The organism is Salinicoccus siamensis (assembly GCF_055391965.1).
The window spans coordinates 60,098-84,482 of sequence record NZ_AP043765.1 but is presented as its reverse complement, the minus strand read 5'-3'; the positions used below and the strand labels follow the sequence as shown (position 1 = coordinate 84,482).

Genomic DNA, 24,385 nt, shown 5'->3' with positions numbered 1-24,385 from the left:
CTTTACTTCTTTTCTATAACAATGTAACGCCTCGGCTCAGTGCCTTCGGAATACGTATTGATTTCCTTCTCCTGGCTCAAGACGTTATGCATGATTTTTCGTTCTGAGGAAGGCATCGGTTCCAGCCGGACCGGCTGTCCGCTGCGCAATGCCTTTTTTGACATGTTCACAGCCAGATTCTCCAAGGTTTCACGGCGTTTTTCCCTATAGCCTTCAACGTCCACTACTATGGCCCCGTAACTTTTGTATATCGTATTGAAGAATTGTTGTGCAACCTCCTGCAGGGCATTGAGTGTATTGCCTCTTTTGCCGATGAGTTTCGCGGCCATGGGAGAAGTCAGTTCAATGGCTACTTCATTCTGTGCCACGCTCACGCTGCTCTCTGCATCGATGTTCATTTCCTTGATTACCTGCATGATGTAATCCTGCGTGAGCAAAGCAGCTTCTTCCTTAGTGCACGCCTCTTCTGTTTTTCTGTCATCTTCAGCCTGTCCTTCATCCATTTCTTCGGCAGGGACATGAGCCTCGACAGGCGATTCTTCAGATAAAGCCGTGACCTCAGTGTCTTTTGGTCCCAAGTCTCTCGCTATTAAGGATTCGATGGAACCGTACATCTTCAACTCGGGATTGATGACTGTCAATTTGATGACCGCCTCCCTCTTCCCGAAGCCAAAAAGCCCTTTCCTTCCTTCATCTTCCACATCAATCCGCACATCATCCTCAGATACCTTCAACTCTTCGAGGCCCTCAGCAATTGCGCGTGCAACAGTTTCACCCTCATAGATTTTAAACATGGTGGCAACCCCCGTCTTATTTTATGCATTTGGCGATCTTCAACACATGCACCAAGGACTTCTCCATCTCATGATAGTCCATGTTGCTCACAGGCTGTCTGGCGATGACCACATATTCCTTTGGCTCGAGCCTATCCTGGTGCTTCTGGAAAAAAACACGGATACGCCTTTTGATTTTGTTGCGTTTAACTGCATTCCCCAGGCGTTTGGAGACACTGATGCCCACCCTCATATGATTTGTTTTCGGATGATCTGACAAGTAGATGACAAATTGTCTATTGGCAAAAGACTTCCTTTTCTTGAAGACAAGTTGGAAGTCATGTTCTTTTTTTATTCGGAATCGTTTTTTCATCACTGATTACGCTCACTTACATATGATATTTTATTATACAAAATACACCTTTTTTCATAAAATAGCACGCCATATGCACAAAAAAAGATCACCTTTTAGATGATCTTGAGGATTTAGGCTGAAAGAACTTTTCTGCCTTTTCTTCTGCGACGGGCTAAAACTTTACGTCCGTTCTTTGTACTCATTCTTTTACGGAAACCGTGCACTTTGCTGTGTTTACGTTTATTTGGCTGGTAAGTACGTTTTACCATATTAAATACACCTCCATAATGCTATTGCCTGTGGATTGCTTCTAAAATTGTAACTATTAAAGAATAACAGATGGACAGTCATATTTCAATACATTTTTCACCACGGAAGGTCAGAAAGCGTGCTGGGGATAACGGTTTTGTTGATAGGGAGTGTGGATAACTTCCTTGTGGATATTTATGTCCACACACTTATTCCACAGTTATCCCCAGGTTCACACATGTTGCTAATTAACTTGTGGATAACTGTGGAGATTGTGGGTATCTTATTATAAATGTTGATATCATCTCAATTATTCGTTATAATCTTGAATATGATTTTGTGGAAAAATTGTCCTGTCAATTGTACTTGTCCACAGTCTGTGTGTAACTTGTGGATAGTTGTTCAAGACTGTGGAATACGTTATCCACACGCTGTGATTATGTGAATAGGAAAAGAGGACAGAATGTATGAGTAGTATAAAAGAAATCTGGTCAAATACGCTGAAGGGGATAAAGGGTACGATTGCCAATGCCAGCTACCAAACCTGGTTTCAGGAAACGAGCATGGTCCACCTCGACAACGAGAAGGCGGTCATCAAGGCAGATACCCAGTTCCAAAGGGACTGGCTTGAAAAGAACTACAGTGGACTGATCCAGGAGCAACTGTATGAAGTCATGGGGGAGAAACCAGAAATCCGGATCACAACCGAAGAGGAAGAAACCCCGATGCAGACTGTAACTGAGAAGAAGCCTGAGCCCGAAGTCCCAGTCCACACCCAGTTGAATGTCAACAATACTTTTGAAACATTCGTCATCGGCAACGGCAACCGTTTCAGCCATGCCGCTTCACTCGCCGTTGCCGAAGCACCGGCTAAGGCGTACAACCCATTATTCATATATGGGGGCGTCGGGCTTGGAAAAACCCATCTGATGCACGCCATCGGGCATTATGTTCTGGAGCATCGTCCAAATGCCAAAGTCGCCTACTTGTCGAGTGAAAAATTCACCAATGAATTCATCAACTCGATTCGTGACAATAAGACCGAGGAATTCAGGAACCGCTATCGCAATGTTGATGTGCTGCTGATCGACGATATACAGTTCCTTGCCGGCAAAGAGTCCACCCAAGAGGAATTCTTCCATACCTTCAACGCCCTACATGAAGACAATAAGCAGATCGTCATCTCAAGTGACCGCACACCAAAGGAAATCCCGACCTTGGAAGACCGGCTGCGATCCCGCTTTGAATGGGGACTGATCACCGACATTACACCACCTGATCTTGAAACGCGCATTGCCATATTGCGTAAAAAATGCGAAGAAGAAAAAGTTGAAATCCCAAATGAAGCGATGATCTATATCGCCAATCACATCCATACGAACATCCGTGAACTAGAAGGCGCACTGACCCGAGTAGCAGCATACTCGAAGCTCGTCAATCAGCCGTTGACGCCAGAAATGGTCTCTGAAGCTTTGAAAGATCTTGTCACTCAATCGAAGTCAAAGAAAATCACCATTTCCGATATCCAAGAGGCCGTGGCTTCATTCTATGATATCCAGATTGAAGCCTTCGAATCCAAAAAACGGACCAAATCAATTGCTTTCCCCCGTCAGATCGCTATGTATCTGGCCAGGGAGCTGACGGATTACTCCCTCCCTAAAATCGGAGAAGTTTTTGGGGGCCGTGACCACTCGACAGTCATCCACGCCCATGAGAAGATATCAAAGATGGTGAGTGAAGATGAAACCTTCAAGCAGGAACTCGAGGAAATAGAAAATAGGATCAGCTAGACCTGTGCAGAATGTGGATGGATGTTACATTCCAGCCCACAGCTTATCAACATGTGGATAACTTGCACATCAAGGGGTCATGATACTTATCCACAAACCCACAGGGCCTATTACTGTTATTACTTAAATTATTACTAAATATATATAAGGAGCCTATACTCATGAAAATCAGCATCAACCGCCAATATTTCATCGAACAGTTGAACCACTGTCTTAAAGCAATCTCTCCACGTACCACCCTACCTATCCTGAATGGCATCAAAATGGAAGTGAAAGAAGAATCACTTATATTGACAGGCAGTGATTCGGAGATTTCCATAGAAATCACCATACCGACTGAAATTGATAATGAGGAAATACTTGAAATCGAAGAACCGGGTACTGTCGTACTGTCCGGCAGATTCTTTGTGGACATCATCAAGAAATTATCTGGAGATTTTGTAGCGCTTGAAACCAATGATCAGTTCCAGACGAAGATTACTGCTTCGCAGTCCGAGTTCAATCTAAGCGGTAATGATCCAGACCAGTATCCATTGCTGCCTGAAGTGAATGATGAGGAAAGTGTCGTACTCCCTTCTGCAGTATTGAAGACGATCATCACCCAGACCAATTTTGCAGTATCATTGTCTGAAACACGTCCCGTACTGACAGGCATCAACTGGCAATTCAGTGAAGATGGCATCAAATTCACAGCTACAGACTCGCACAGGCTTGCTTTAAGGAAACTTCAGGGCGAGCAGTTCAATATGGAGAATATGAATGCAATCATCCCAGGCAAGTCGTTGACGGAACTCAACAAGATCATCACCGACTCTGATGAGGAAGTGGAAATACATTTTTCCCAAAACCAGGTACTGTTCAGCTACGGCAATATGCGTTTCATCTCCAGGTTGTTAGAAGGCAACTACCCGGATACTTCCAGACTCTTCCCGGAGAACTATGAAACGAAGGTGACAGTGAAGAACAGTGAGTTCTATCACGCCATCGACCGCGTCTCCCTACTTGCAAGGGAAGGCGGCAATAATGTCATACGCATGACGGTTGAAAACGGCAGCGTCGCACTCTCCTCCAATTCGCCGGAAGTCGGTACGGTGCACGAGGCCATCAATACCGGTAAAGTTGAAGGGGAAGATTTGAAGATATCCTTCAACTCGAAATATATGATGGATGCGCTGAAGGCCATCAACGATGACGAAGTCTCCATCGAGTTCTTCGGGACGATGCGCCCATTCACGCTGGAAGCGGCTGAATCAGATGAAGTTGTGCAGCTGATCTTGCCGATCAGGACATATTAAATTAAAGAATTATAGCTTGAAATTTGCGACTGAGGCCCAGAATTTAAAAAAACGGGCTTCTCAGTCGCCTTTTTGTTTTTATGTAGGAAAACCCTAAATGCATGATAAAACTCTCAAATCGCTTTATTTGGGCCTCTGGAGTGAAAATAAAGTTAAAATGTAGTATAATATAGAGGTGAGATTAAGGAGGATGAGTGTATGAAAAGCATCCGGTTCGATGAACTGATAACATTGGGAAAATTTCTCAAGCATGAAGGGATCATAGGCACGGGCGGAGAAGCCAAATGGTTCCTGCAGGAGAATGAAGTGCTGTTGAATGGAGAACCTGAAAACCGCAGAGGCAAAAAGCTCCATGATGGCGATACGCTGGATCTTGGCGAACACGGCCAGTTCAGGATCGAATACACCAAATGATCCTGAAGCGCCTCAATCTCGGGGATTACAGGAATTATGAAAAATTGGATCTTGTCTTCCATTCGAAATTGAATGTATTTATAGGACAAAACGCCCAAGGGAAGACGAATCTGTTGGAAGCGATCCATTTTTTGGCGTTGGCCAAGAGCCACCGCACTTCAAAAGATAAGGAGCTCATCCGTTTCGGAGAGGAAGAAGCGTACCTCAATGGACAGATTACGACTTCCTACAGCACATTCCCGCTTTCGTTGAGTGTCAGCAAAAAGGGCAAACGTGCTAAGGTGAATCATATGGAAGTCTCCAAATTGAGCGACTATATCGGACATTTGAATGTGGTCCTCTTTGCCCCGGAAGATCTGAATATCGTCAAAGGCTCCCCGCAGATCAGACGGAAGTTCATCAATATGGAATGCGGCCAGATTTCAAAGGTCTACATCAGCATGTTGAGCGGTTACCAGAAGGTACTCCTCCAAAAGAACAATTATTTGAAGAAGAGGGATGCCGACCGGGTTATGGTCGACGTATTGAATGAACAACTTGCATATTATGCAAGTTTAATTATTTTAAAAAGGCAACAGTTCGTGGAGACGATCGAGAAGCATGCCCGGAGGATTCATGGAGATATATCGAACGGTCGGGAAGTGCTCTCTGTGGAATATAAGCCGAACGTCAAGTATCAGGAGACGGAAAGGGAAGCGCTGGAAGCAGAATTGAAGCAGATATTCACGGATATGCTTGAACGGGAAATCGAACGGGGACAGTCCCTGGTCGGTCCACACCGTGACGACATCGCTTTCTACATCAATGACTTTGATGTTCAGACCTACGGCTCCCAAGGCCAGCAGAGAACGACAGCCCTATCGGTGAAATTAGCGGAGCTTGAACTCATCAGGGAAGAAATCGGCGAGTATCCGATTCTTCTGCTCGATGATGTGCTGAGTGAGCTGGATGAAACGAGGCAATCCCATCTGTTGACTTCGATACGGGATAAGGTACAGACATTTGTCACTACAACATCAATCAGCGATATCAACCATGAGATCATGGACGATATGGAAGCGTTCGGAATAAAAGACGGCAAGGTGAAAGTTTAATGGAGGATGATAATATGGCTGAGAAGAACATGGACACATATGGTGCCAGTCAGATACAGGTATTGGAAGGATTGGAAGCAGTCCGTAAGCGTCCAGGGATGTATATTGGATCTACAGCTGCAAAAGGGCTCCACCATCTAGTATGGGAAATAGTGGATAACAGTATCGATGAGGCGATGGCAGGACATGCCAATCGCGTCAACATCACGGTTGAAGAAGATAACTGGGTACGGGTGACCGATAACGGCCGCGGCATCCCGGTGGATATCCAGGAGAAGATGGGCAGACCAGCAGTAGAGGTCATACTGACCGTCCTCCATGCCGGCGGTAAGTTCGGCGGCGGTGGATACAAGGTTTCAGGTGGCTTGCACGGCGTCGGTTCATCCGTGGTCAATGCGCTGAGTGAAACACTTGAAGTGTATGTGCACCGCGACGGTAAGATTCATCACCAGAGCTATACAAGGGGGGTCCCTGATTTTGACCTCAAAGTCATTGGAGAGACCGATAAGACAGGTACGGAAATCCGGTTCAAGGCGGATGGTCAGATCTTTACGGAAACATTGGAATATGACCTCGAAGTACTCCAGAAGCGGACTAAAGAACTGGCGTTCCTGAACAAAGGCCTTGAGATCAATTTGACGGATGAGCGCGGCGAAGAGGATATCTCCTATCAGTATTACTTCGAAGGCGGCATCATGTCCTATGTGGAACAGATGAATGAAACGCGCGATGTGCTCCATGATGAAGTGATATATATGCACAGCGAAAGGGACGAAGTGGAAGTGGAGATTGCCCTCCAGTACAACAATGGGTACAACACCACACTGCTGTCCTACGCCAACAACATCCATACGTACGAAGGCGGTACGCATGAAGACGGATTCAAACGTGCCTTGACGAAAGTGATCAATAATTACGGCTTCAAAAATCGCATCATCAAAGAAGGCGAAGACCGTTTGAGCGGGGAAGACGTCCGCGAAGGCTTGACCGCTGTCGTCTCCATCAAGCATACGGATCCTCAGTTCGAGGGTCAGACAAAGACCAAGTTCGGCAACTCGGAAGCTAGGCTGATCACCGACCAGCTGTTCAGCGAGGGATTTGAGCGCTTCCTGCTCGAGAATCCCGGCCCAGCCAAAATCATCGTCGAAAAAGGTCTGACAGCCCAGCGTGCCCGTGTGGCTGCTAAGAAAGCACGCGAAATGACACGCAGAAAATCAGCGCTTGAAGTATCCAGCCTGCCCGGCAAGCTCGCCGACTGTTCAAGCAAGGATCCTTCAGAGAGCGAACTGTTCATCGTGGAGGGGGATTCGGCTGGCGGCTCCGCCAAATCAGGCAGGAACTCAACCACTCAGGCGATTCTGCCGCTCCGCGGTAAAATATTGAACGTGGAGAAGGCCCGCCTCGACAGGATTCTGAACAATAACGAAATCCGTGCCATGATCACTGCACTCGGTACAGGCATCGGAGAGGAATTCGACTTGTCGAAGGCCCGTTACCACAAAATCGTGATCATGACCGATGCGGACGTCGACGGGGCACACATCCGTACGCTGCTCCTCACATTCTTCTACCGGTTCATGCAGCCGCTGATTGAAGCGGGATATGTGTATATCGCACAGCCACCACTCTACAAAGTGGAACAGGGCAAGAACAAACACTATGTCTTTGACGACAGGGAACTTGTGGAACTCAGGAAAGAATTGAAGGAAACTCCTAAAATATCACTTTCGAGATATAAAGGTCTGGGTGAAATGAATGCGGATCAGTTATGGGAGACCACAATGGATCCGGAATTCAGAACCATGTTGCAGGTGACTTTGGATGATGCGGTATTGGCCGACCAGACATTTGAGATGCTGATGGGCGACATCGTCGAAAACCGTCGCAACTTCATCGAAGATAATGCATTGTACGTACAGAATCTAGACGTCTAAACAGTGGAGGGTATTTTTGAATGAGCAGAGTGACAGAAATCAATATAAGCAAAGAAATGCGTACCTCATTCCTTGACTATGCCATGAGTGTCATAGTGTCAAGGGCATTGCCGGACGTCCGGGATGGCATGAAGCCAGTGCACCGCAGGATAATGTACGGCATGCATGACAACGGTATGACTTCTGAAAAACCATATAAGAAATCAGCCAGAATCGTCGGGGATGTCATGGGTAAATACCATCCCCACGGCGACTCCTCAATCTATGAAGCGATGGTGCGTATGGCGCAGGACTTCAGCTACCGCTATCCGTTGGTCGATGGCCAGGGCAACTTCGGTTCGATGGACGGGGACGGTGCAGCGGCGATGCGTTACACCGAAGCCAGAATGAGCAAAATTTCCATGGAGATGATGCGTGACATCAATAAGGATACGGTCGATTTCCAGGATAACTATGACGGCAATGAACGCGAACCTGTCGTGCTGCCGTCACGCTTTCCAAATCTGCTCGTCAATGGAACGAGCGGTATAGCGGTTGGCATGGCGACCAACATCCCCCCGCACAACTTGACGGAAGTCATCAATGCCGTCCTCGCCTACTCAAAGGATGGGGAAATTACACTTCCTGAGCTGATGGAATACGTCAAGGGACCGGATTTTCCGACAGCTGGACTGGTCGTCGGAAAAAGCGGCATCAGACGGGCATATGAGACCGGCCGTGGCTCGGTCATCATGCGTGCGCGCTGTGAAATAGAAATGATGAAAAACGGCAAGGAGCGCATCGTGGTTTCGGAGATCCCCTACCAGGTGAACAAGTCGCGTCTCGTGGAAAAAATTGCGGAACTGGCACGCGATAAGAAGATTGAAGGCATTACCGATCTGCGCGATGAGACGAGCTTGAAAGAAGGCGTCAAGATCATCATCGAAATCCGCAAGGACAGAAATGCGAACGTCATCTTGAACAACCTCTATAAGCAGACCCCGCTCCAGACCAGTTTTGGGATCAATACGCTTGCCCTAGTCAATGGCCAGCCGAAGATACTCAGCCTCAAGGAAGTGCTTGCACATTATCTGGAGCACCAGAAAGTCATCGTCACCAGACGCACGAAGTTCGACCTGAAACGTGCTGAAGACCGCGCGCATATTCTGGAAGGACTCCAGATTGCGCTCGACAACATCGATGAGATCATCACACTGATTCGGGAAGCTGCGAATGACGAAGCGGCCAAGACCGGTCTGATGGAACGCTTCAACCTCTCTGAACGGCAGTCTCAGGCGATCTTGGATATGCGTCTAAGACGTCTCACCGGGCTTGAGAGAAGCAAGATCGAAAATGAGTACAATGAAGTCCAGAAGACCATTGAATATTTGAAGACGATTCTTGCAGATGATGAGAAACTGCTAAGCATCATTCGGGAAGAGTTGATTGAAACAAGGGATAAATACGGTGATGAACGCAGAACTGAAATTACCCTCGGCAATCTATCCGACATCGAGGACGAGGATCTCATACCGGAAGAACAAATTGTAGTCACGCTCAGCAACAGCAACTACATCAAACAGCTGCCCTCTTCCACCTATCGCGCCCAGCACCGCGGCGGCCGTGGGGTCCAGGGCATGAATACGGTTGAAGATGATTTCGTCAGCCAGATCGTGACGATGAGCACGCACGACTACATCCTGTTCTTCACAAACAAAGGACGGGTCTATCGCCTGAAGGGCTATGAGATACCTGAGATGTCCCGTCAATCCAAAGGTATACCGATCGTCAACATGCTTGAGATCGATAAGGATGAAGTAATCAGTACCATGATCAGCGTAAAGGATGAGGATACCGCGGATAAATACCTCGTCTTTGCGACCCGCAACGGGCTCGTAAAGCGTTCTCCACTCGATAATTTCGAACGGATCAACAGAAACGGTAAAATCGCCATTTCATTCCGTGGAGATGATGAACTGCTTGCGGTACGTCTGACAGATGGTTCCAAGGAGATCATCCTAGGTACGCGTCAGGCCAACCTGATCCGTTTCCCTGAAGATCAGATCCGTTCCATGGGACGGACTGCAGCCGGTGTAAAAGGGATCAATCTGCGTGAGGGCGATTATCTTGTGGGACTTGATGTATTGGCAGAAGATCAGTCGATCCTTGTCGTAACGGATAATGGCTACGGTAAATTGACTCTGGAAACCGAGTATCGTGTGACACGGCGTGGCGGCATGGGCGTCAAAACATCCAATCTGACTGAACGCATCGGCGAATTGGTCTATATTGCTGCAGTCGATGGTGATGAAGACTTGATGATCGTCACGGATCATGGTGTACTCATCCGCCTGTTGATGGAGCAAGTATCGACTACAGGCCGCAATACCCAAGGTGTCAGACTGATCCGGATGGCCGAAGGCCAGAAAGTGGCGACCGTCGCCAAAGTGAAGGAAGAAATAGAAGATGAAGAACTTGAAGCACAAGATGAAGGCTCAGAAGAAACAGACTCAACAGAAATAGAAACAGATGATGGGCAATAGCTCCAGCCTATCCCCCCTGCCATATGGCAGGAGGGATTTTTATATGCAGAATTGCACTCTGTGAATGGAAGCGCTATAATGAAGTCAGTTATCAGAGAATTTAGTGAACCACCATAAATGAAATGAAGAGGTATAAAATGCAACAGTCATTCGGTAAATACGCTACACTCACTGCTTTAGTGGATCAGGAAACAGCCCAGCAGCTGATGCCGGAATATGCATCTTTTCAGGTGACTACCGGGAAAGTCGGCTCAATGGATCTCAAGAAAGTCATCTCTTCCGTTGAAACTGCAGCGAAACGCAATGGCATCATCAACGGAGAAGTCTATCGTGAGACCCATGCGCTCTATCACGCCATCATTGAAGCGGCAGAAGGGGTCACGCGCGGAAAGCTGAGCGTCGGCGAAATCATGCGCACAGTCGGGTTGACCTTCTCGATAGTGAGGGGCCGTCCCTATACTGAGGACGCTGAAGGCGAGTGGATTGCCGTATGTTTCTATGGCACGATCGGTGCGCCGATCAAAGGCAAGGAGCATGAGACCCTCGGACTTGGCATCAACCATATATAAGATCGAATATTTGTCATAGACAATAGACATTAGAGACACTAACCATCCAAATGGGATGATTGTGTCTTTTTTTATTGCTAAAAGGAGGCAGCATTATGATAGTTTTAACATTGGACGGAAATGGACTGACCATCGAAAAGATGAAGACATTTCTGAGGGATGACCACAGCACAGTCGAAATTTCGGATGAGGCGTATCAGAATGTCAGAGCATCCAGGAAGACCGTGGAGCGCATCATCGAGGAGGAAAAGACCATTTACGGCATCACGACGGGGTTTGGCCTATTTTGCGATGTCAGAGTTTCAAAGGATAAAACGACCGACCTTCAAGTCAACCTGATCCGCTCCCATGCCTGCAGCATGGGAAAACCATTTGCTGAAAAGACAGTGCTCGCCATGATGGTCCTCAGGTTGAATACTCTCCTAAAAGGATACTCCGGCGTTACCGTTGAGTTGGTGGACCAATTAAAAGCTTTCATCAATCAGCGCATCATTCCGGAAGTGCCTGAGCAGGGCTCCCTTGGTGCTTCTGGAGACCTTGCCCCCCTTTCCCACCTCGCTCTCGCCCTGATTGGGGAAGGCGAAGCTTTCTACCGGGGAACCCTCAGACCATCATCAGAAATACTCGCAGAAACTGGCCTAACCCCCCTCACCTTGCAGGCGAAGGAAGGGTTGGCACTTATCAATGGCACACAGCCGATGACGGCCCAAGGACTCATCAATTACATCGAAGCGGAAAAGATCATGGACGACAGCCTATGGATATCCGCTCTGACTTTGCAGGCGTTGAATGGCATTACAGATGCATTCAATGAGAAGGTGCACCGTTCACGTGGCTATAAGGAACAAACCGATGCCGCAGCACGTATGCGGGGCCTGCTCGAAGGTTCCCGACTGACGACGCGTCAAGGCGAAGTGCGTGTACAGGATGGCTATTCGCTGCGTTGCATCCCGCAAGTACATGGTGCTTCCCTGCAGACCTTGGTTTATGTAAAAGAAAAGATTGAGATAGAAATGAATGCGGCAAACGACAACCCGTTGATTTTTGGAGAAGAGGAAGTCATCTCTGGCGGGAATTTCCATGGTCAGCCGATTGCGATTGCGATGGACCTGCTCAAAATCGGCGTCAGTGAAATCGCCAATATTTCTGAAAGACGCATTGAACGGCTCGTCAACCCTGCATTGAATGGCGATCTCCCTGCCTTTTTGAGTCCAGAAGAAGGGCTGCAGTCGGGGGCGATGATCCTTCAGTACGCAGCAGCAAGCCTAGTATCCGAAAATAAGACACTCGCCCACCCGGCAAGCGTCGACTCCATCCCCTCCTCGGCCAATCAGGAAGATCATGTGTCGATGGGTACGATAGGCGCCCGGCATGCCAGAGATATCATCGATAACGTACGGAACGTCATCGCAATCGAACTGTTCATCGCATTGACGGCCGTTGAAATTAAAGGGCACGATAAACTGTCGCCGAAAACACGCGAAAAATTTGATGAATACCGCAGCCATGCCGCATTCATCGATCAGGACCGCAATTTCAGTAAGGATATTAAAGTATTGTCTGAAGAACTTAAACAAATCAAAGGGGTGGCGGAATATGTCTAGAAAAATAACTGCAAAAAAAGGTCTGGAAATCGAATGTAAGGGATGGGAGCAGGAGGCCGCTTTACGCATGTTGTACAACAACCTCGATCCTGAAGTGGCGGAGCGTCCTGAGGATCTGGTCGTCTACGGCGGCATCGGCAAGGCGGCGCGGAACTGGGAAGCCTTTGAAGCGATTGAACGCACGTTGCGTAATCTGGAGAAGGATGAAACGATGCTGGTCCAGTCGGGCAAGCCAGTGGCCGTATTCAAGACACATGAAGAAGCGCCGCGCGTCCTCATGTCAAATTCTGTACTAGTGCCGAAATGGGCGACATGGGACCATTTCCATGAGCTCGATAAAAAAGGCCTTATGATGTACGGTCAAATGACGGCGGGAAGTTGGATATACATCGGCTCCCAAGGCATTGTCCAGGGTACATATGAAACGTTTGCCGAACTGGCGAATCAGAACTATGGCGGTACGATGCGTGGCACAATCACTCTGACCGCAGGCCTTGGTGGCATGGGAGGTGCCCAACCGCTTGCTGTCACGATGAATGAAGGGGTAGCCATTTGTGTGGAAGTGGATGAGACGCGTATTGATAAGCGGCTGGATACCCGTTATCTCGATAAAAAGACCTCTTCTCTCGATGAGACACTTCAAATGGCTGAAGCGGCGAAGAATAAGGGGGAGGCGTTATCGATCGGCCTGCTCGGCAATGCTGCTGAAATCCATCATGAAATTTTAAGGCGGGGCTTCAAGATAGATATAGTGACCGATCAGACTTCTGCCCATGATCCTTTGAACGGGTATGTGCCGGAAGGTTACAGCCTGGAAGCGGCAGCTGAGTTGAGGCATGCAGACCCTAAGGAATATGTGAGGCTCTCATCCGCTTCGATGGCGGCCCATGTACAGGCCATGCTGGAATTCCAGAAAAAAGGTGCCATCGTCTTCGACTACGGCAACAATATCCGCCAAGTGGCGTATGATGCAGGCGTTGAAGATGCATTCGACTTTCCGGGATTCGTCCCAGCCTACATCCGTCCCCTGTTCTGTGAAGGCAAAGGGCCTTTCCGCTTTGCAGCACTGAGCGGTGATCCGAAAGATATTAAAGCCGCGGACGACAAGATGCGCGAACTGTTCCCGGATAACGAAAAACTGTTGAGGTGGCTGGATATGGCCCAGGAGAAGATCGCCTTCCAGGGTCTGCCTTCCAGAATTGCCTGGTTAGGATATGGGGAGCGGGCGAAAATGGGTCTGGCGTTGAATGAAATGGTCGCAAATGGTGAGATATCAGCACCTGTAGTCATCGGACGGGACCATCTGGACAGTGGATCTGTGGCCAGCCCCAACCGGGAAACGGAGAGTATGAAGGATGGCAGTGATGCCGTCGGTGACTGGGCGATACTGAATGCCCTGGTAAATACAGCAGCAGGTGGATCATGGATCAGCGTCCACCACGGCGGCGGCGTAGGCATGGGCTACTCGCTCCATGCTGGGATGGTGGTTGTTGCAGATGGCACTGAAAATGCAAAAAGACGGCTCGAGCGCGTGTTGACGAGCGATCCTGGCATGGGTGTCGCACGTCATGTTGATGCAGGGTATGACATTGCGGTGGATACTGCGCAAGAGAAAGGTGTACAAATACCGATGTTGGAGGAGAATGAATAATGAATGATATCATCATCAAAAATATAAAATCACTGTTGTTGCCGAAGAAGAGCGCCGGACCATTAAAAGGCAAAGAGATGGATGAACTTGAAATCATCGACCAGGCAATGATTGTCATCAAAGATGATAAGGTGGTCTACCGTGGTGCAGAAACGGACGACTATCAAGCATCTGAAACAATCGATGCTTCAGGTATGATCGCCTCCCCTGCCCTTGTCGATCCCCACACCCATGTGGTGCATGGCGGTTCCCGCGAACATGAGATGGCCCTAAAACGCCAGGGAGTGGATTACCTGACCATCCTGGAACAAGGCGGCGGCATCCTCAATACGGTCGAACAGACAAAAAAGGCAACGCATCAGGAATTGTTCGATAAAGCTTCAAAGAATATCATCCGTATGATCCAGTACGGGGTGTTGACTGTAGAAAGTAAGAGCGGATATGGCCTTGACCGGGAAAACGAATTGAAGCAGCTGGAAGTTTCCCGGGAAATAGCTGAAAAATTCCCGTTGACGATGCGCCACACATTCCTCGGACCGCACGCCATCCCTAAAGGAGCGAATAGTGATGCCTTCCTGGATGAAATGATCGATCTGCTGGATGAAGTGAAAGACTACGCGGATTTTGCAGATATCTTCTGTGAAACGGGCGTCTTCACCATCGACCAGTCGAGGAAGTACATGGAAACGGCAAATGAAAAAGGCATGAGGGTCAAAATACATGCTGATGAAATCGACCCGCTTGGGGGTCTGGAACTCGCCATCGAGCAGAATGCAATCAGCGCAGATCATCTGGTCGCAGCGAGTGATGAAGGCAAAAGACAGCTTGGTAACAGTGATACCGTAGCGGTGCTGCTGCCGGGTACGACATTCTACCTCGGCAAGGAGGAATATGCAGATGCGCGCGGCATGATAGAAAACGGCGGTGCCGTAAGTCTGGCCACCGATTATAACCCGGGAAGCTGCGTAACCGACAACCTGCAGATGATCATGGCGATCGCAAGCCTCAAACTGAAGATGACACCCAACGAAATATGGAATGCGGTAACTGTCAATGCGGCCCACGCGATTGATGTGGACAAAGGGACACTCGAAGTGGGGGATGACGCTGATATCGTCCTATGGGACGCACCGAACCATGAATATATCCCCTATCACTATGGGGTCAACCATGCCCGTACCGTCCTCGCTAAAGGTCAGGTGGTCTACAGGCAGCCGGGACTCCTTACGAATTGATGGACTTGCATTTACGCCCTGTTCATAATAGAATGAAGAAAAGTTGAATAGCAGTCACTTGCAAGGAAGCAGTAGTGTATAGCTTGTTCACAGAGAAGTCATGGTTGGTGAAAATGACTGCAGGCGAACATGAATTTCCGTCCTTGGCTAAAGAGTGGCCGGTATCCTGTACCGTTAAATGTTCAAGATGATGCACAGCATCAAATTAGGGTGGCAACGCGTATACCACGTCCCTTTCCGGGGCGTGGTTTCTTTTATTTCAAAATAGATGGAGGTCAAACTTATGCTTGATATCAAATTGATCCGTAATGAAACGGAACGTGTGAAGGAAAAGACGAGGAAACGTGGCGAAGATCCTGCAATCATAGATGAGATATTGGAGTTGGATGACTCCCGCAGGGCACTTATCCAGAAGACCGAAGAGTTGAAGGGCAAGCGCAATAAAGCATCTGAAGAAATTGCGCTGAAGAAGCGGAATAAAGAAAACGCAGATGATGCCATCCAGGCCATGCGCGATGTCGGTGAGGAGATCAAAGACATCGATGAGCGGCTTAAGGCCGTCAAAGCAAGCTTCAATGATAAGATGAGCCGGGTGCCGAATCTCATCCACGATGATGTGCCTGAAGGACAGGATGACACAGAAAACGTGGAAATCCGCAAGACGGGGACGCCCCGCAAATTCGATTTTGAACCGAAGGCGCACTGGGATCTGCTGACTGACCTGGAACTGGCGGACTTCGAGCGTGCCGCAAAGGTTTCCGGGGCGCGCTTCGTCTACCATACTGGAGACGGTGCAAGGCTGGAGCGTGCATTGATGAACTTCATGCTGGATGTGCATAATAAAAATGGCTACCGGGAAATGATGACGCCGCAGATTATTCGCGCAGAAGCCATGTACGCGACCGGACAGCTACCGAAGTTCGGAGATGACCTGTTCAAGATAGAAGACATGGAAATGTATACAATCCCGACTTCAGAAGTCACTTTAACGAATTTCTACAAGGATGAAACGTTGTCTGATGAACAGCTGCCCACTAAATTCACTGCCCAGACAGCTTGCTTCAGGAGTGAGGCAGGATCTGCCGGAAGGGATACCCGCGGCCTCATCCGCCTGCATCAGTTCAATAAGGTCGAAATGGTGCGCATAGAACGCCCTGAAGATTCCTGGGAGGCACTTGAAGAGATGACCGCGCATGCAGAGAATATATTGAATTTGTTGGAGATTCCGCACCGTACTGTGCTACTCTGTACGGGAGACATCGGATTCGGCTCTTCGAAAACCTACGATGTCGAAGTATGGCTGCCGAGTTATGAGGACTACAAAGAAATCAGCTCAGTCTCCAACATGACCGATTTCCAGGCGCGCCGTGGCAATATCAAGTTCAAGCGCGAAAAAGGAACTAAAGCCGAGTTCCTGCATACGTTGAATGGCAGTGGACTTGCGGTCGGACGAACGATGGCTGCACTTTTGGAAAATTATCAGAATGAAGATGGTTCGGTTACGATTCCAGAAATACTCAGACCGTATATGAATGGTCAGGAGAAACTTGAAGCGTTATAATAGTACTAATGGATGCTCCTATTCGTTTAGGGGCTTTATTTTATTTTTGGAGGCGCAGAAATTTGAATAGACAAGTATCGATGCTTCAACTTATGCTGGTGCTGTTCACTGTCTTTGTGTTCATCACCCTCACAGACATCAGCCTGCTTTTTGGAGCAGTCCTGCTGCCATTCGCAGCTTTTTTCCTAGTCAGGTTGAAACGTCAGTCCAATTACCATTTTTGGCTGACCTTCATCAGTTTCCTGATACCTGCCATCCTACTGCTTTCGCCAGATTCTTGGCTGTGGTTTGTGGTATTATATATAGTGGCAACAGTCCTCCATAGGACTTTGAAAAATGAAGATTCGCAGGAAGTCACACTTTTCTATTTGACGGCTGCACTTATGATCAGTACGATCGGGGGATTGAATCTTCTCCAGGGGCTTGGGTATATCCAGCCACTGTCAGAAACCTATCTGAATATCCGTAACTGGTACATTGAACAAGTTGAGATGTATGGTTCCATCGCATCATCCGCACTTGATAGCGGCCTCATCCAGAGTACGATGGACCAGTTGTTCATCAATCTGCCCGCGCATATCACCATACTGTCGTTCCTGATTGCGCTCTACACCGTTCTGATGCAACGTGTCCTCCACGCTTCGACAGATGTGAAGCTGTGGAAATACCGTTCCTTCAAGGAATGGATATTCCCAAGGTTCGTGCTGCATTTATTTTTGATACTGTTTATAGTATCATTCTTTACAACTGAAGGTGCAGCGCAATCGACTATCGGAAACGTAATGGTTGTGATGGAATGGGCCCTGTTTCTCCATGGACTAAGCTTCCTCTATTTCTTTTTCAGGGAAAAGAAGCTTAACAAGGTTCTATCGATTGGATTGTTGGTGCCGTTTGCCATACTCAGGCCAATTACGCTGCTTATCGGCATATTTGAAATGATCTTCAGGTTCAGGAAACTATTACTGGCAAAAAGGAAGTGATGGGAATGTACAATGTGCTGGACAAGAGAATGGTATTCATACCATTCGCCATAGCAGCGTTCCATATACTGGTCATGAATATATTTGTCCTGACCAACCATTTCAGGACCGGTCTGCTTTTTCTGATCGTAAGCGCCATTCTCCTGACACTTCTCAGCCTGTACCTCTACCGATCGGTCATCCTCAACGAAACCCGCTTCCGACAGATGGTGGTGGATATCGCAGGCAGCAAGCAGTATGCGATCGATGAATTGCCGATGGGGCTGATCATACTGAATGATGAAGATGAGATCGAGTGGATGAATGACTACATGTACAAGGAAATCTCGAAAGAGAACTTGAATGTACCGATCAACCGCCTGTTCCCGAACGTCATGACCACATTGAAGGCAAATAATATACAGACGACGGAATCGACCTATAATGATAAGCACTACAAGATCTATTGGGACGAAAAGTTTCAGGCCCTCCATCTGATCGACATCACCAATCAGCGTCGTAGGGAGGTGGAACTTGAGGAGAAGCAGCCCGTCATCGGTATACTTTTCCTCGACAACTACGACGAGGTCACCCAGAACATGAGCGAGGCCCTAAAGAGTGAATTGAACAACAATATCACGAACATAATCAACGATTGGGCCAATCATCACCATATCTACATCAGACGGTTTTCACAGGATCGCTTCATCGTGCTGCTGAATTCAAAAAGTCTGAACGAAATGGAAGATACGCGCTTCAACCTATTGGATGAAGTGCGTGACCGTACACAGGAACTGGGTGCACAGATCACATTGAGCATCGGCATCGGCGAAGGTTCCGATGATTATATCGAAGTCGGCGAACTCGCCCAGTCGAGCCTTGACCTCGCATTGGGGCGTGGTGGGGACCAGGTCGCCATCAAGACGATGAACGGCAACGCCAGGTTCTACGGCGGCAAGACGGATCCTATGGAGAAGCGGACACGGGTCAAGGCGCGCGTCATATCGCATGCCCTACGTGACCTTCTCCTCGAAGGTGACAACGTGCTCATCATGGGGCACAAGCATCCGGACATGGATTCGCTCGGCTCTGCAATCGGCGTGGCCAAACTGGCTTCCATGAATGGCATAGAAGCGAACATCGTGCTCAATGATGAAGATATCGATGAAACACTCCAGAGGATGATGAATGAACTCGAGAAGCGGGAAGATCTGATGGAGATTTTCGTGACCTCTGAAGAGGCGTGGGAAAAGATGAATTCGAAGACGACGGTTGTGGTCGTCGATACCCACCGGCCGAGCATGGTGCTGGATGAAGTGCTCCTCAACAAGGCGACACGGAAAGTGATCATCGACCACCACCGGCGCTCCGATGATTTCATCTCAAATCCGCTCCTTGTGTATATGGAACCTTATGCATCGAGTGCGAGTGAACTGGTTGCGGAGATGCTGGAGTACCAGAATAAGGAGCAGAAGCTGTCCCGTCTGGAAGCGACGGTCATGCTGACCGGCATCATTGTAGATACAAGGAACTATACGCTACGTACCGGTTCGCGGACATTCGATGCGGCGAGCTTCCTGAGGAGCCAAGGCGCAGATCCTGTACTGGCGCAGACCTTCCTGAAGGACGATATAGACACCTATATTGCGCGGAGCGACCTCATCAAGTCCGCTGAAATCAGGGACAATGGCATCGCCATAGTCAAAGCCGATCCATCGATGACCTATCATCCGGTCACAGTCGCCCAGGCTGCCGACCAGCTTCTGCAGATCGAAGGCGTCCAGGCTTCATTCGTCATGGCGATAAGGGAAGACGAGTCGATCGGCATATCTGCGCGCTCGTTCGGGGAAGTCAACGTCCAGCTGGTCATGGAGGCCCTGGGCGGAGGTGGACACTTGTCCAACGCCGCAACACGCGTCACAGATAAAACGATGGATGAACTTTACGAAGAACTGATAGAAACAATAGACGATATACTTTATAACGGGAGTGAAGAAGAATGAAAGTGATCTTTCTGAGCGATGTAAAGAATAAAGGTAAAAAAGGTGAAGTGAAGGAAGTGGCGACAGGCTATGCCCAAAACTACCTTCTTAAAAAAGGATTGGCTGAAGAAGCCACACCTGGCAACTTGGCAAAACTAGAAGCAGAAAAAGAAGCCAAAGCCGAAAAAGCCAGGCAGGAATTGGAAGATGCGAAAGCATTGAAGGAAGAACTGGAAGAAAAAGAAGTCGAAGTCAAGACTAAGGCCGGCGAAGACGGCCGCCTGTTCGGTTCAATCAGTTCAAAACAGGTGAAGGAAGCCTATGAGAAGCAGCACGGCATAAAACTGGATAAAAGGAAACTCGATATGTCACAGCCATTGAAGAGCCTTGGCTACCACAAGATGAATGTAAAACTCCACCAGGAAGTCTCTGCTGAAATCAAAGTGCATGTCGTCGAAGAATAATCAGCCGGGGAGGCATTGATATTGGATATACATCAGCAGATGCCCCATAACATGGAGGCGGAACAATCTGTCCTCGGTGCGATATTGATCAATCCGGAAATCTTCATTTCTACTGCGGAGACACTGGATCCCGAAGATTTCTACCGTTCGGAACACCGGCATATCTATCAGGCTATGGGCATACTGAGTGAAAACCATCAGAATATCGATGTCGTCACCCTGATCGATCAATTGAAAAGCATGGAAGTGCTCAATTCCGTCGGTGGCCCGCGCTATCTTGCGGAATTATCCAATGTGGTGCCCACAAGCCGCAATGCGGCCTTCTATGTTGATATCGTTGCGAAATATGCCCTCAAAAGAAAATTGATCCAGACAGCTGAAGAAATCGCCAATGAAGGGTTTTCGGAGGATGCAGAGATAGAAGATCTGCTGACTGAAGCCGAGTCGAGGATCATGTCGATATCTGAAAGCCGGCGGAATGAAGGCTTCAAGTCGATGAAGTCAGTCGTCCACGAAGTCTACGAGCAGGTCGAGGCCAGAGCGGGCCAGACGGATACTACAACCGGTATCCCGACCGGCTACCGGGACCTTGACTTCATGACATCAGGATTCAACCGCAATGATCTGATCATCCTCGCCGCCCGCCCTTCCATGGGTAAGACGGCCTTCGCCTTGAATATCGCAGGCCATGCCGGCACTTCGGCCGAGAACTATACTGTGGCGATATTCTCACTCGAAATGGGAGCCGATCAGCTTGTTTCAAGGATGATCTCAAGCCAGGGCATGATTGATGCGACGAAGCTGCGTCAAGGGAATCTCGGACATGATGATTGGGATAATTTCACGACTGCGATAAGCAGTCTCGCAGAATCGAAGATCTTCATAGATGATTCACCAGGGATACGTGTCAACGATATCCGGTCGAAATGCATGCGTCTGAAGCAGGAACATGGTCTGGATATGGTGATCATCGATTACCTTCAGCTGATCCAAGGGTCGAGCAGTAAGCGCAGCGATAACCGCCAGCAGGAAGTATCGGAGATTTCACGTATGCTGAAGGCATTGGCACGCGAGATGGAATGTCCGGTCATAGCACTGAGCCAACTCTCCCGTAGTGTGGAGACGCGGCAGGACAAGCGGCCGATGATGAGTGACTTGCGTGAATCCGGTTCAATTGAGCAGGATGCCGACATCGTCGCCTTCCTGTACAGGGAGGATTACTATACGCGGGGCGATGGTGAAGAGGAGGCTGAAGGCGCGCAAAAGGAACAGGACGAGATTGAAATCATCCTGGCCAAGCACCGTAACGGACCAACGGGTACCGTCAAGCTGATCTTCAATAAATCCTACAGCAGTTTCTTCGACCAAGACAATAGAGGTTATGATGACGGCTATATCCCGCCGAACTAATTACGAATGTTTTTATAGGCACCCTATAAAAACGTTCGTATTTTTAATTGCATTATGTTCAGCTTATTGTTAGAATAAGTACGGTATATCAATGATAAATTGGAGGCAAACTTATGTCTGGAACAGTAGTAGTCGGAACCCAATGGGGCGACGAAGGAAAAGGTAAAATTACAGATTTCCTGTCTGAAGAAGCGCATATCATCGCACGTTTCTCCGGAGGGAACAACGCAGGCCACACGATTCAATTCGGTAGCGAAACGTATAAGCTCCACCTCGTGCCCTCCGGAATATTCTATAAAGATAAAATCTCCCTGATCGGTAACGGCGTCGTCATCGACCCCCTTTCCATAATCAAGGAACTCGACGGCTTAATCGAACGCGGCATTTCAGTGGACAACCTCAGGATTTCAAACCGTGCCCAAGTCATCCTGCCCTACCATCTGCTTCAGGACGAGCTTGAAGAAGAAGCACGCGGAGCGAATAAGATCGGCACGACCAAAAGGGGCATCGGCCCGTGTTATGTAGATAAGGCGCAGCGTATCGGCATACGTATGGCTGACCTGATAGATGAAGAGACTTTCAGCAAAAGGTTGAAAGAGAACCTCGGGATTAAGAACCACATGTTCAAGGCACTCTATGGACGTGAAGGCTATACATTCGATGAAATATTCGAACCTTACCGTAAAGCGGCAGAACGCCTCGCGCCTTACGTCACTGATACTGCCAAAATACTCGATGATGCATTTGAGAATGGTCAAAACGTCCTGTTTGAAGGTGCGCAAGGTGTCATGCTCGATATCGATCACGGTACATACCCATTCGTCACTTCAAGCAACCCCGTTGCAGGTAATGTCACGGTTGGCTGCGGCGTCGGCCCAACTTCTCTGAAGAACATAGTGGGTGTGTGCAAAGCCTATACTTCACGCGTTGGAGACGGCCCCTTCCCTACTGAACTGTTTGATGACAACGCAGAACATATCCGTGAAATAGGACGGGAATACGGTACTACAACAGGTCGCCCGAGACGTGTCGGATGGTTCGACAGCGTCGTTGTCCGCCATGCACGCCGTGTCAGTGGCATCACCGACCTGTCGCTCAATTCCATAGATGTGCTGAGTGGCCTGGAATCAGTCAAGATATGTACAGCCTACGAAATAGACGGAGTGGAAATGACTGAGTATCCGGCTACACTGAAGGAATTGGAACATGCAAAACCAATCTTCAAAACACTGCCGGGATGGAAAGAAGACATTACAGGCATCAAACGCCTGGAAGATCTGCCGGATAACGCCAGACACTATCTGGAGGAGATTTCACGCCTTACAGGAGTGAATATCTCAATCTTCTCTGTAGGACCAGACCGCAACCAGACGAACCTCCTCAAGAATTTCTGGCAATAGAACTGATCCCGCGGTATGACCGCGGGATATTCTTTTGAAAATATGAAAATTTGAGTTGAAAAGTAAATTTGCCTCATGGTATAATAATGTTTGTGTTAAAACATATGGCCCGTTGGTCAAGCGGTTAAGACACCGCCCTTTCACGGCGGTAACACGGGTTCGAGTCCCGTACGGGTCACTTATATTATATTTCACATAGTCCTGGTCCCGTGGTGTAGCGGTTAACATGCCTGCCTGTCACGCAGGAGATCGCGGGTTCGATTCCCGTCGGGACCGTCCATCTGAGCTGTCAGCGCTTCTTGCTGATGGCTTTTTTGCTATGGTTGATGGAAATGCGTTCGAAAAAGTGATACATTTAGTTTGGATACGAGTGTGTTTATAAACCTTGTAATGAAAGCGGGGGAAAGAAATGCCCAAGAAGATTGTTGTAGTAGATGACGAAAGACCGATTGCGGATATTCTGGAATTCAACCTTGAAAAAGAAGGATATGAAGTGCATTGTGCCTATGACGGCAACGATGCTTTGGAATTGATTTTGGACGTGGTGCCGGATATAGTACTTTTGGACATCATGCTCCCAGGCATGGATGGCATGGAAGTGTGCAGGGAAGTGCGCAAGAAGCACGATATGCCGATCATCATGTTGACCGCAAAAGATTCCGAAATAGATAAAGTGCTCGGATTGGAACTCGGTGCGGATGATTATGTGACGAAACCCTTCTCTACCCGTGAACTCATCGCCCGGGTGAAGGCGAACTTGAGGCGTAACGTCGAAACGGCTTCAAAAGAAAAAGAACCGGAATCCAATAATATCCAGATCAGGGACATTACAGTCATACCGGAAGCCTTCGCAATAAAGAAATACGATAAAGATATCGACTTGACCCACAGGGAATTCGAACTGTTTAATTATCTTGCCCAGCATCTATCCCAAGTCATGACGCGGGAGCACCTGCTTGAGACGGTATGGGGTTATGATTATTTTGGAGATGTACGTACAGTCGACGTGACCGTCAGACGACTCAGGGAAAAAGTGGAGGATGATCCGTCGCACCCTGAGTATCTCATGACACGACGCGGTGTCGGTTACTATATCCAAGGTGATGAAAAAAGGAGTTAACATT

Annotated in this window: 20 protein-coding genes and 2 tRNA genes; 19 read left to right on the top strand and 3 right to left on the bottom strand. The window is 48.4% G+C overall.

Annotation, left to right across the window (positions count from 1 at the left end; genetic code table 11):
- Positions 1 to 2 precede the first annotated feature (2 nt).
- The 3 genes from jag to rpmH form a co-directional block, all read right to left on the bottom strand.
- A complete protein-coding gene (gene jag / locus ACZ5LF_RS00385) occupies positions 3 to 794 on the bottom strand; it encodes an RNA-binding cell elongation regulator Jag/EloR (RefSeq protein WP_380569654.1) in 792 nt (263 codons plus the stop codon).
- A 16-nt stretch (positions 795 to 810) separates the two neighbouring features.
- Entirely contained in the window at positions 811 to 1,146 is a 336-nt protein-coding gene (gene rnpA, locus ACZ5LF_RS00380; protein WP_344702027.1) for a ribonuclease P protein component, read from the bottom strand.
- Positions 1,147 to 1,259: 113 nt separating this feature from the next.
- The gene (rpmH, locus tag ACZ5LF_RS00375) at positions 1,260 to 1,397 is read right to left on the bottom strand and encodes a 50S ribosomal protein L34 (RefSeq protein WP_000240855.1); all 138 of its coding nucleotides are present in this window, start codon (positions 1,395 to 1,397) and stop codon (positions 1,260 to 1,262) included.
- Between the two features lie 447 nt (positions 1,398 to 1,844).
- Between rpmH and dnaA the strand changes: the two genes are divergently transcribed.
- The 19 genes from dnaA (at position 1,845) to yycF (ending at position 24,381) form a co-directional block, all read left to right on the top strand.
- Positions 1,845 to 3,167 carry a chromosomal replication initiator protein DnaA gene (dnaA, locus tag ACZ5LF_RS00370; RefSeq protein ID WP_380569653.1) on the top strand — a complete coding sequence of 441 codons (1,323 nt, stop codon included), beginning with the start codon at positions 1,845 to 1,847 and terminating at the stop codon, positions 3,165 to 3,167.
- Positions 3,168 to 3,328: 161 nt separating this feature from the next.
- Complete coding sequence (gene dnaN, locus ACZ5LF_RS00365; protein ID WP_380569652.1) at positions 3,329 to 4,462, top strand: DNA polymerase III subunit beta; 1,134 nt, start codon at positions 3,329 to 3,331, stop codon at positions 4,460 to 4,462.
- A 198-nt stretch (positions 4,463 to 4,660) separates the two neighbouring features.
- Positions 4,661 to 4,876: a S4 domain-containing protein YaaA gene (yaaA, locus tag ACZ5LF_RS00360; RefSeq protein ID WP_344701958.1), complete on the top strand. Its 216-nt coding sequence runs from the start codon at positions 4,661 to 4,663 to the stop codon at positions 4,874 to 4,876.
- Positions 4,873 to 5,970 (top strand): DNA replication/repair protein RecF, encoded by a 1,098-nt coding sequence (gene recF, locus ACZ5LF_RS00355; protein ID WP_380569651.1) that lies wholly within the window; start codon positions 4,873 to 4,875, stop codon positions 5,968 to 5,970. The genes yaaA and recF overlap by 4 nt, the downstream gene beginning before the upstream one ends.
- 14 nt (positions 5,971 to 5,984) lie before the next feature.
- The gene (gene gyrB, locus ACZ5LF_RS00350; protein ID WP_380569650.1) at positions 5,985 to 7,904 is read left to right on the top strand and encodes a DNA topoisomerase (ATP-hydrolyzing) subunit B; all 1,920 of its coding nucleotides are present in this window, start codon (positions 5,985 to 5,987) and stop codon (positions 7,902 to 7,904) included.
- Positions 7,905 to 7,924: 20 nt separating this feature from the next.
- Complete coding sequence (gene gyrA / locus ACZ5LF_RS00345) at positions 7,925 to 10,426, top strand: DNA gyrase subunit A (RefSeq protein WP_380569649.1); 2,502 nt, start codon at positions 7,925 to 7,927, stop codon at positions 10,424 to 10,426.
- Positions 10,427 to 10,563: 137 nt separating this feature from the next.
- Positions 10,564 to 10,995 (top strand): hut operon transcriptional regulator HutP, encoded by a 432-nt coding sequence (gene hutP, locus ACZ5LF_RS00340; RefSeq protein ID WP_380569648.1) that lies wholly within the window; start codon positions 10,564 to 10,566, stop codon positions 10,993 to 10,995.
- Between the two features lie 98 nt (positions 10,996 to 11,093).
- The gene (hutH, locus tag ACZ5LF_RS00335; RefSeq protein ID WP_380569682.1) at positions 11,094 to 12,599 is read left to right on the top strand and encodes a histidine ammonia-lyase; all 1,506 of its coding nucleotides are present in this window, start codon (positions 11,094 to 11,096) and stop codon (positions 12,597 to 12,599) included.
- On the top strand, positions 12,592 to 14,250 hold the full coding sequence (hutU, locus tag ACZ5LF_RS00330; protein ID WP_380569647.1) for a urocanate hydratase: 1,659 nt from the start codon (positions 12,592 to 12,594) through the stop codon (positions 14,248 to 14,250). Before hutH ends, hutU begins: the two co-directional genes overlap by 8 nt.
- Positions 14,250 to 15,485 carry an imidazolonepropionase gene (gene hutI / locus ACZ5LF_RS00325; protein ID WP_380569646.1) on the top strand — a complete coding sequence of 412 codons (1,236 nt, stop codon included), beginning with the start codon at positions 14,250 to 14,252 and terminating at the stop codon, positions 15,483 to 15,485. The genes hutU and hutI overlap by 1 nt, the downstream gene beginning before the upstream one ends.
- Before the next feature lie 283 nt (positions 15,486 to 15,768).
- Positions 15,769 to 17,046 (top strand): serine--tRNA ligase, encoded by a 1,278-nt coding sequence (gene serS / locus ACZ5LF_RS00320; protein WP_380569645.1) that lies wholly within the window; start codon positions 15,769 to 15,771, stop codon positions 17,044 to 17,046.
- A 62-nt stretch (positions 17,047 to 17,108) separates the two neighbouring features.
- Positions 17,109 to 18,026: a DUF2232 domain-containing protein gene (locus tag ACZ5LF_RS00315; RefSeq protein ID WP_380569644.1), complete on the top strand. Its 918-nt coding sequence runs from the start codon at positions 17,109 to 17,111 to the stop codon at positions 18,024 to 18,026.
- Positions 18,027 to 18,031: 5 nt separating this feature from the next.
- Positions 18,032 to 20,008: a DHH family phosphoesterase gene (locus tag ACZ5LF_RS00310; protein ID WP_380569643.1), complete on the top strand. Its 1,977-nt coding sequence runs from the start codon at positions 18,032 to 18,034 to the stop codon at positions 20,006 to 20,008.
- Positions 20,005 to 20,451, top strand: a complete 447-nt coding sequence (rplI, locus tag ACZ5LF_RS00305; protein WP_380569642.1) for a 50S ribosomal protein L9 — start codon at positions 20,005 to 20,007, stop codon at positions 20,449 to 20,451. Before ACZ5LF_RS00310 ends, rplI begins: the two co-directional genes overlap by 4 nt.
- Before the next feature lie 39 nt (positions 20,452 to 20,490).
- Positions 20,491 to 21,861 carry a replicative DNA helicase gene (gene dnaB / locus ACZ5LF_RS00300; protein ID WP_380569681.1) on the top strand — a complete coding sequence of 457 codons (1,371 nt, stop codon included), beginning with the start codon at positions 20,491 to 20,493 and terminating at the stop codon, positions 21,859 to 21,861.
- A gap of 113 nt (positions 21,862 to 21,974) precedes the next feature.
- Entirely contained in the window at positions 21,975 to 23,261 is a 1,287-nt protein-coding gene (locus tag ACZ5LF_RS00295; RefSeq protein WP_380569641.1) for an adenylosuccinate synthase, read from the top strand.
- A 106-nt stretch (positions 23,262 to 23,367) separates the two neighbouring features.
- A tRNA-Glu gene (locus ACZ5LF_RS00290) sits at positions 23,368 to 23,439 on the top strand.
- 25 nt (positions 23,440 to 23,464) lie between these two features.
- Positions 23,465 to 23,537: transfer RNA gene (locus ACZ5LF_RS00285), tRNA-Asp, on the top strand.
- A 133-nt stretch (positions 23,538 to 23,670) separates the two neighbouring features.
- Positions 23,671 to 24,381 carry a response regulator YycF gene (gene yycF, locus ACZ5LF_RS00280; RefSeq protein ID WP_380569640.1) on the top strand — a complete coding sequence of 237 codons (711 nt, stop codon included), beginning with the start codon at positions 23,671 to 23,673 and terminating at the stop codon, positions 24,379 to 24,381.
- The last annotated feature ends 4 nt before the right edge of the window (positions 24,382 to 24,385 follow it).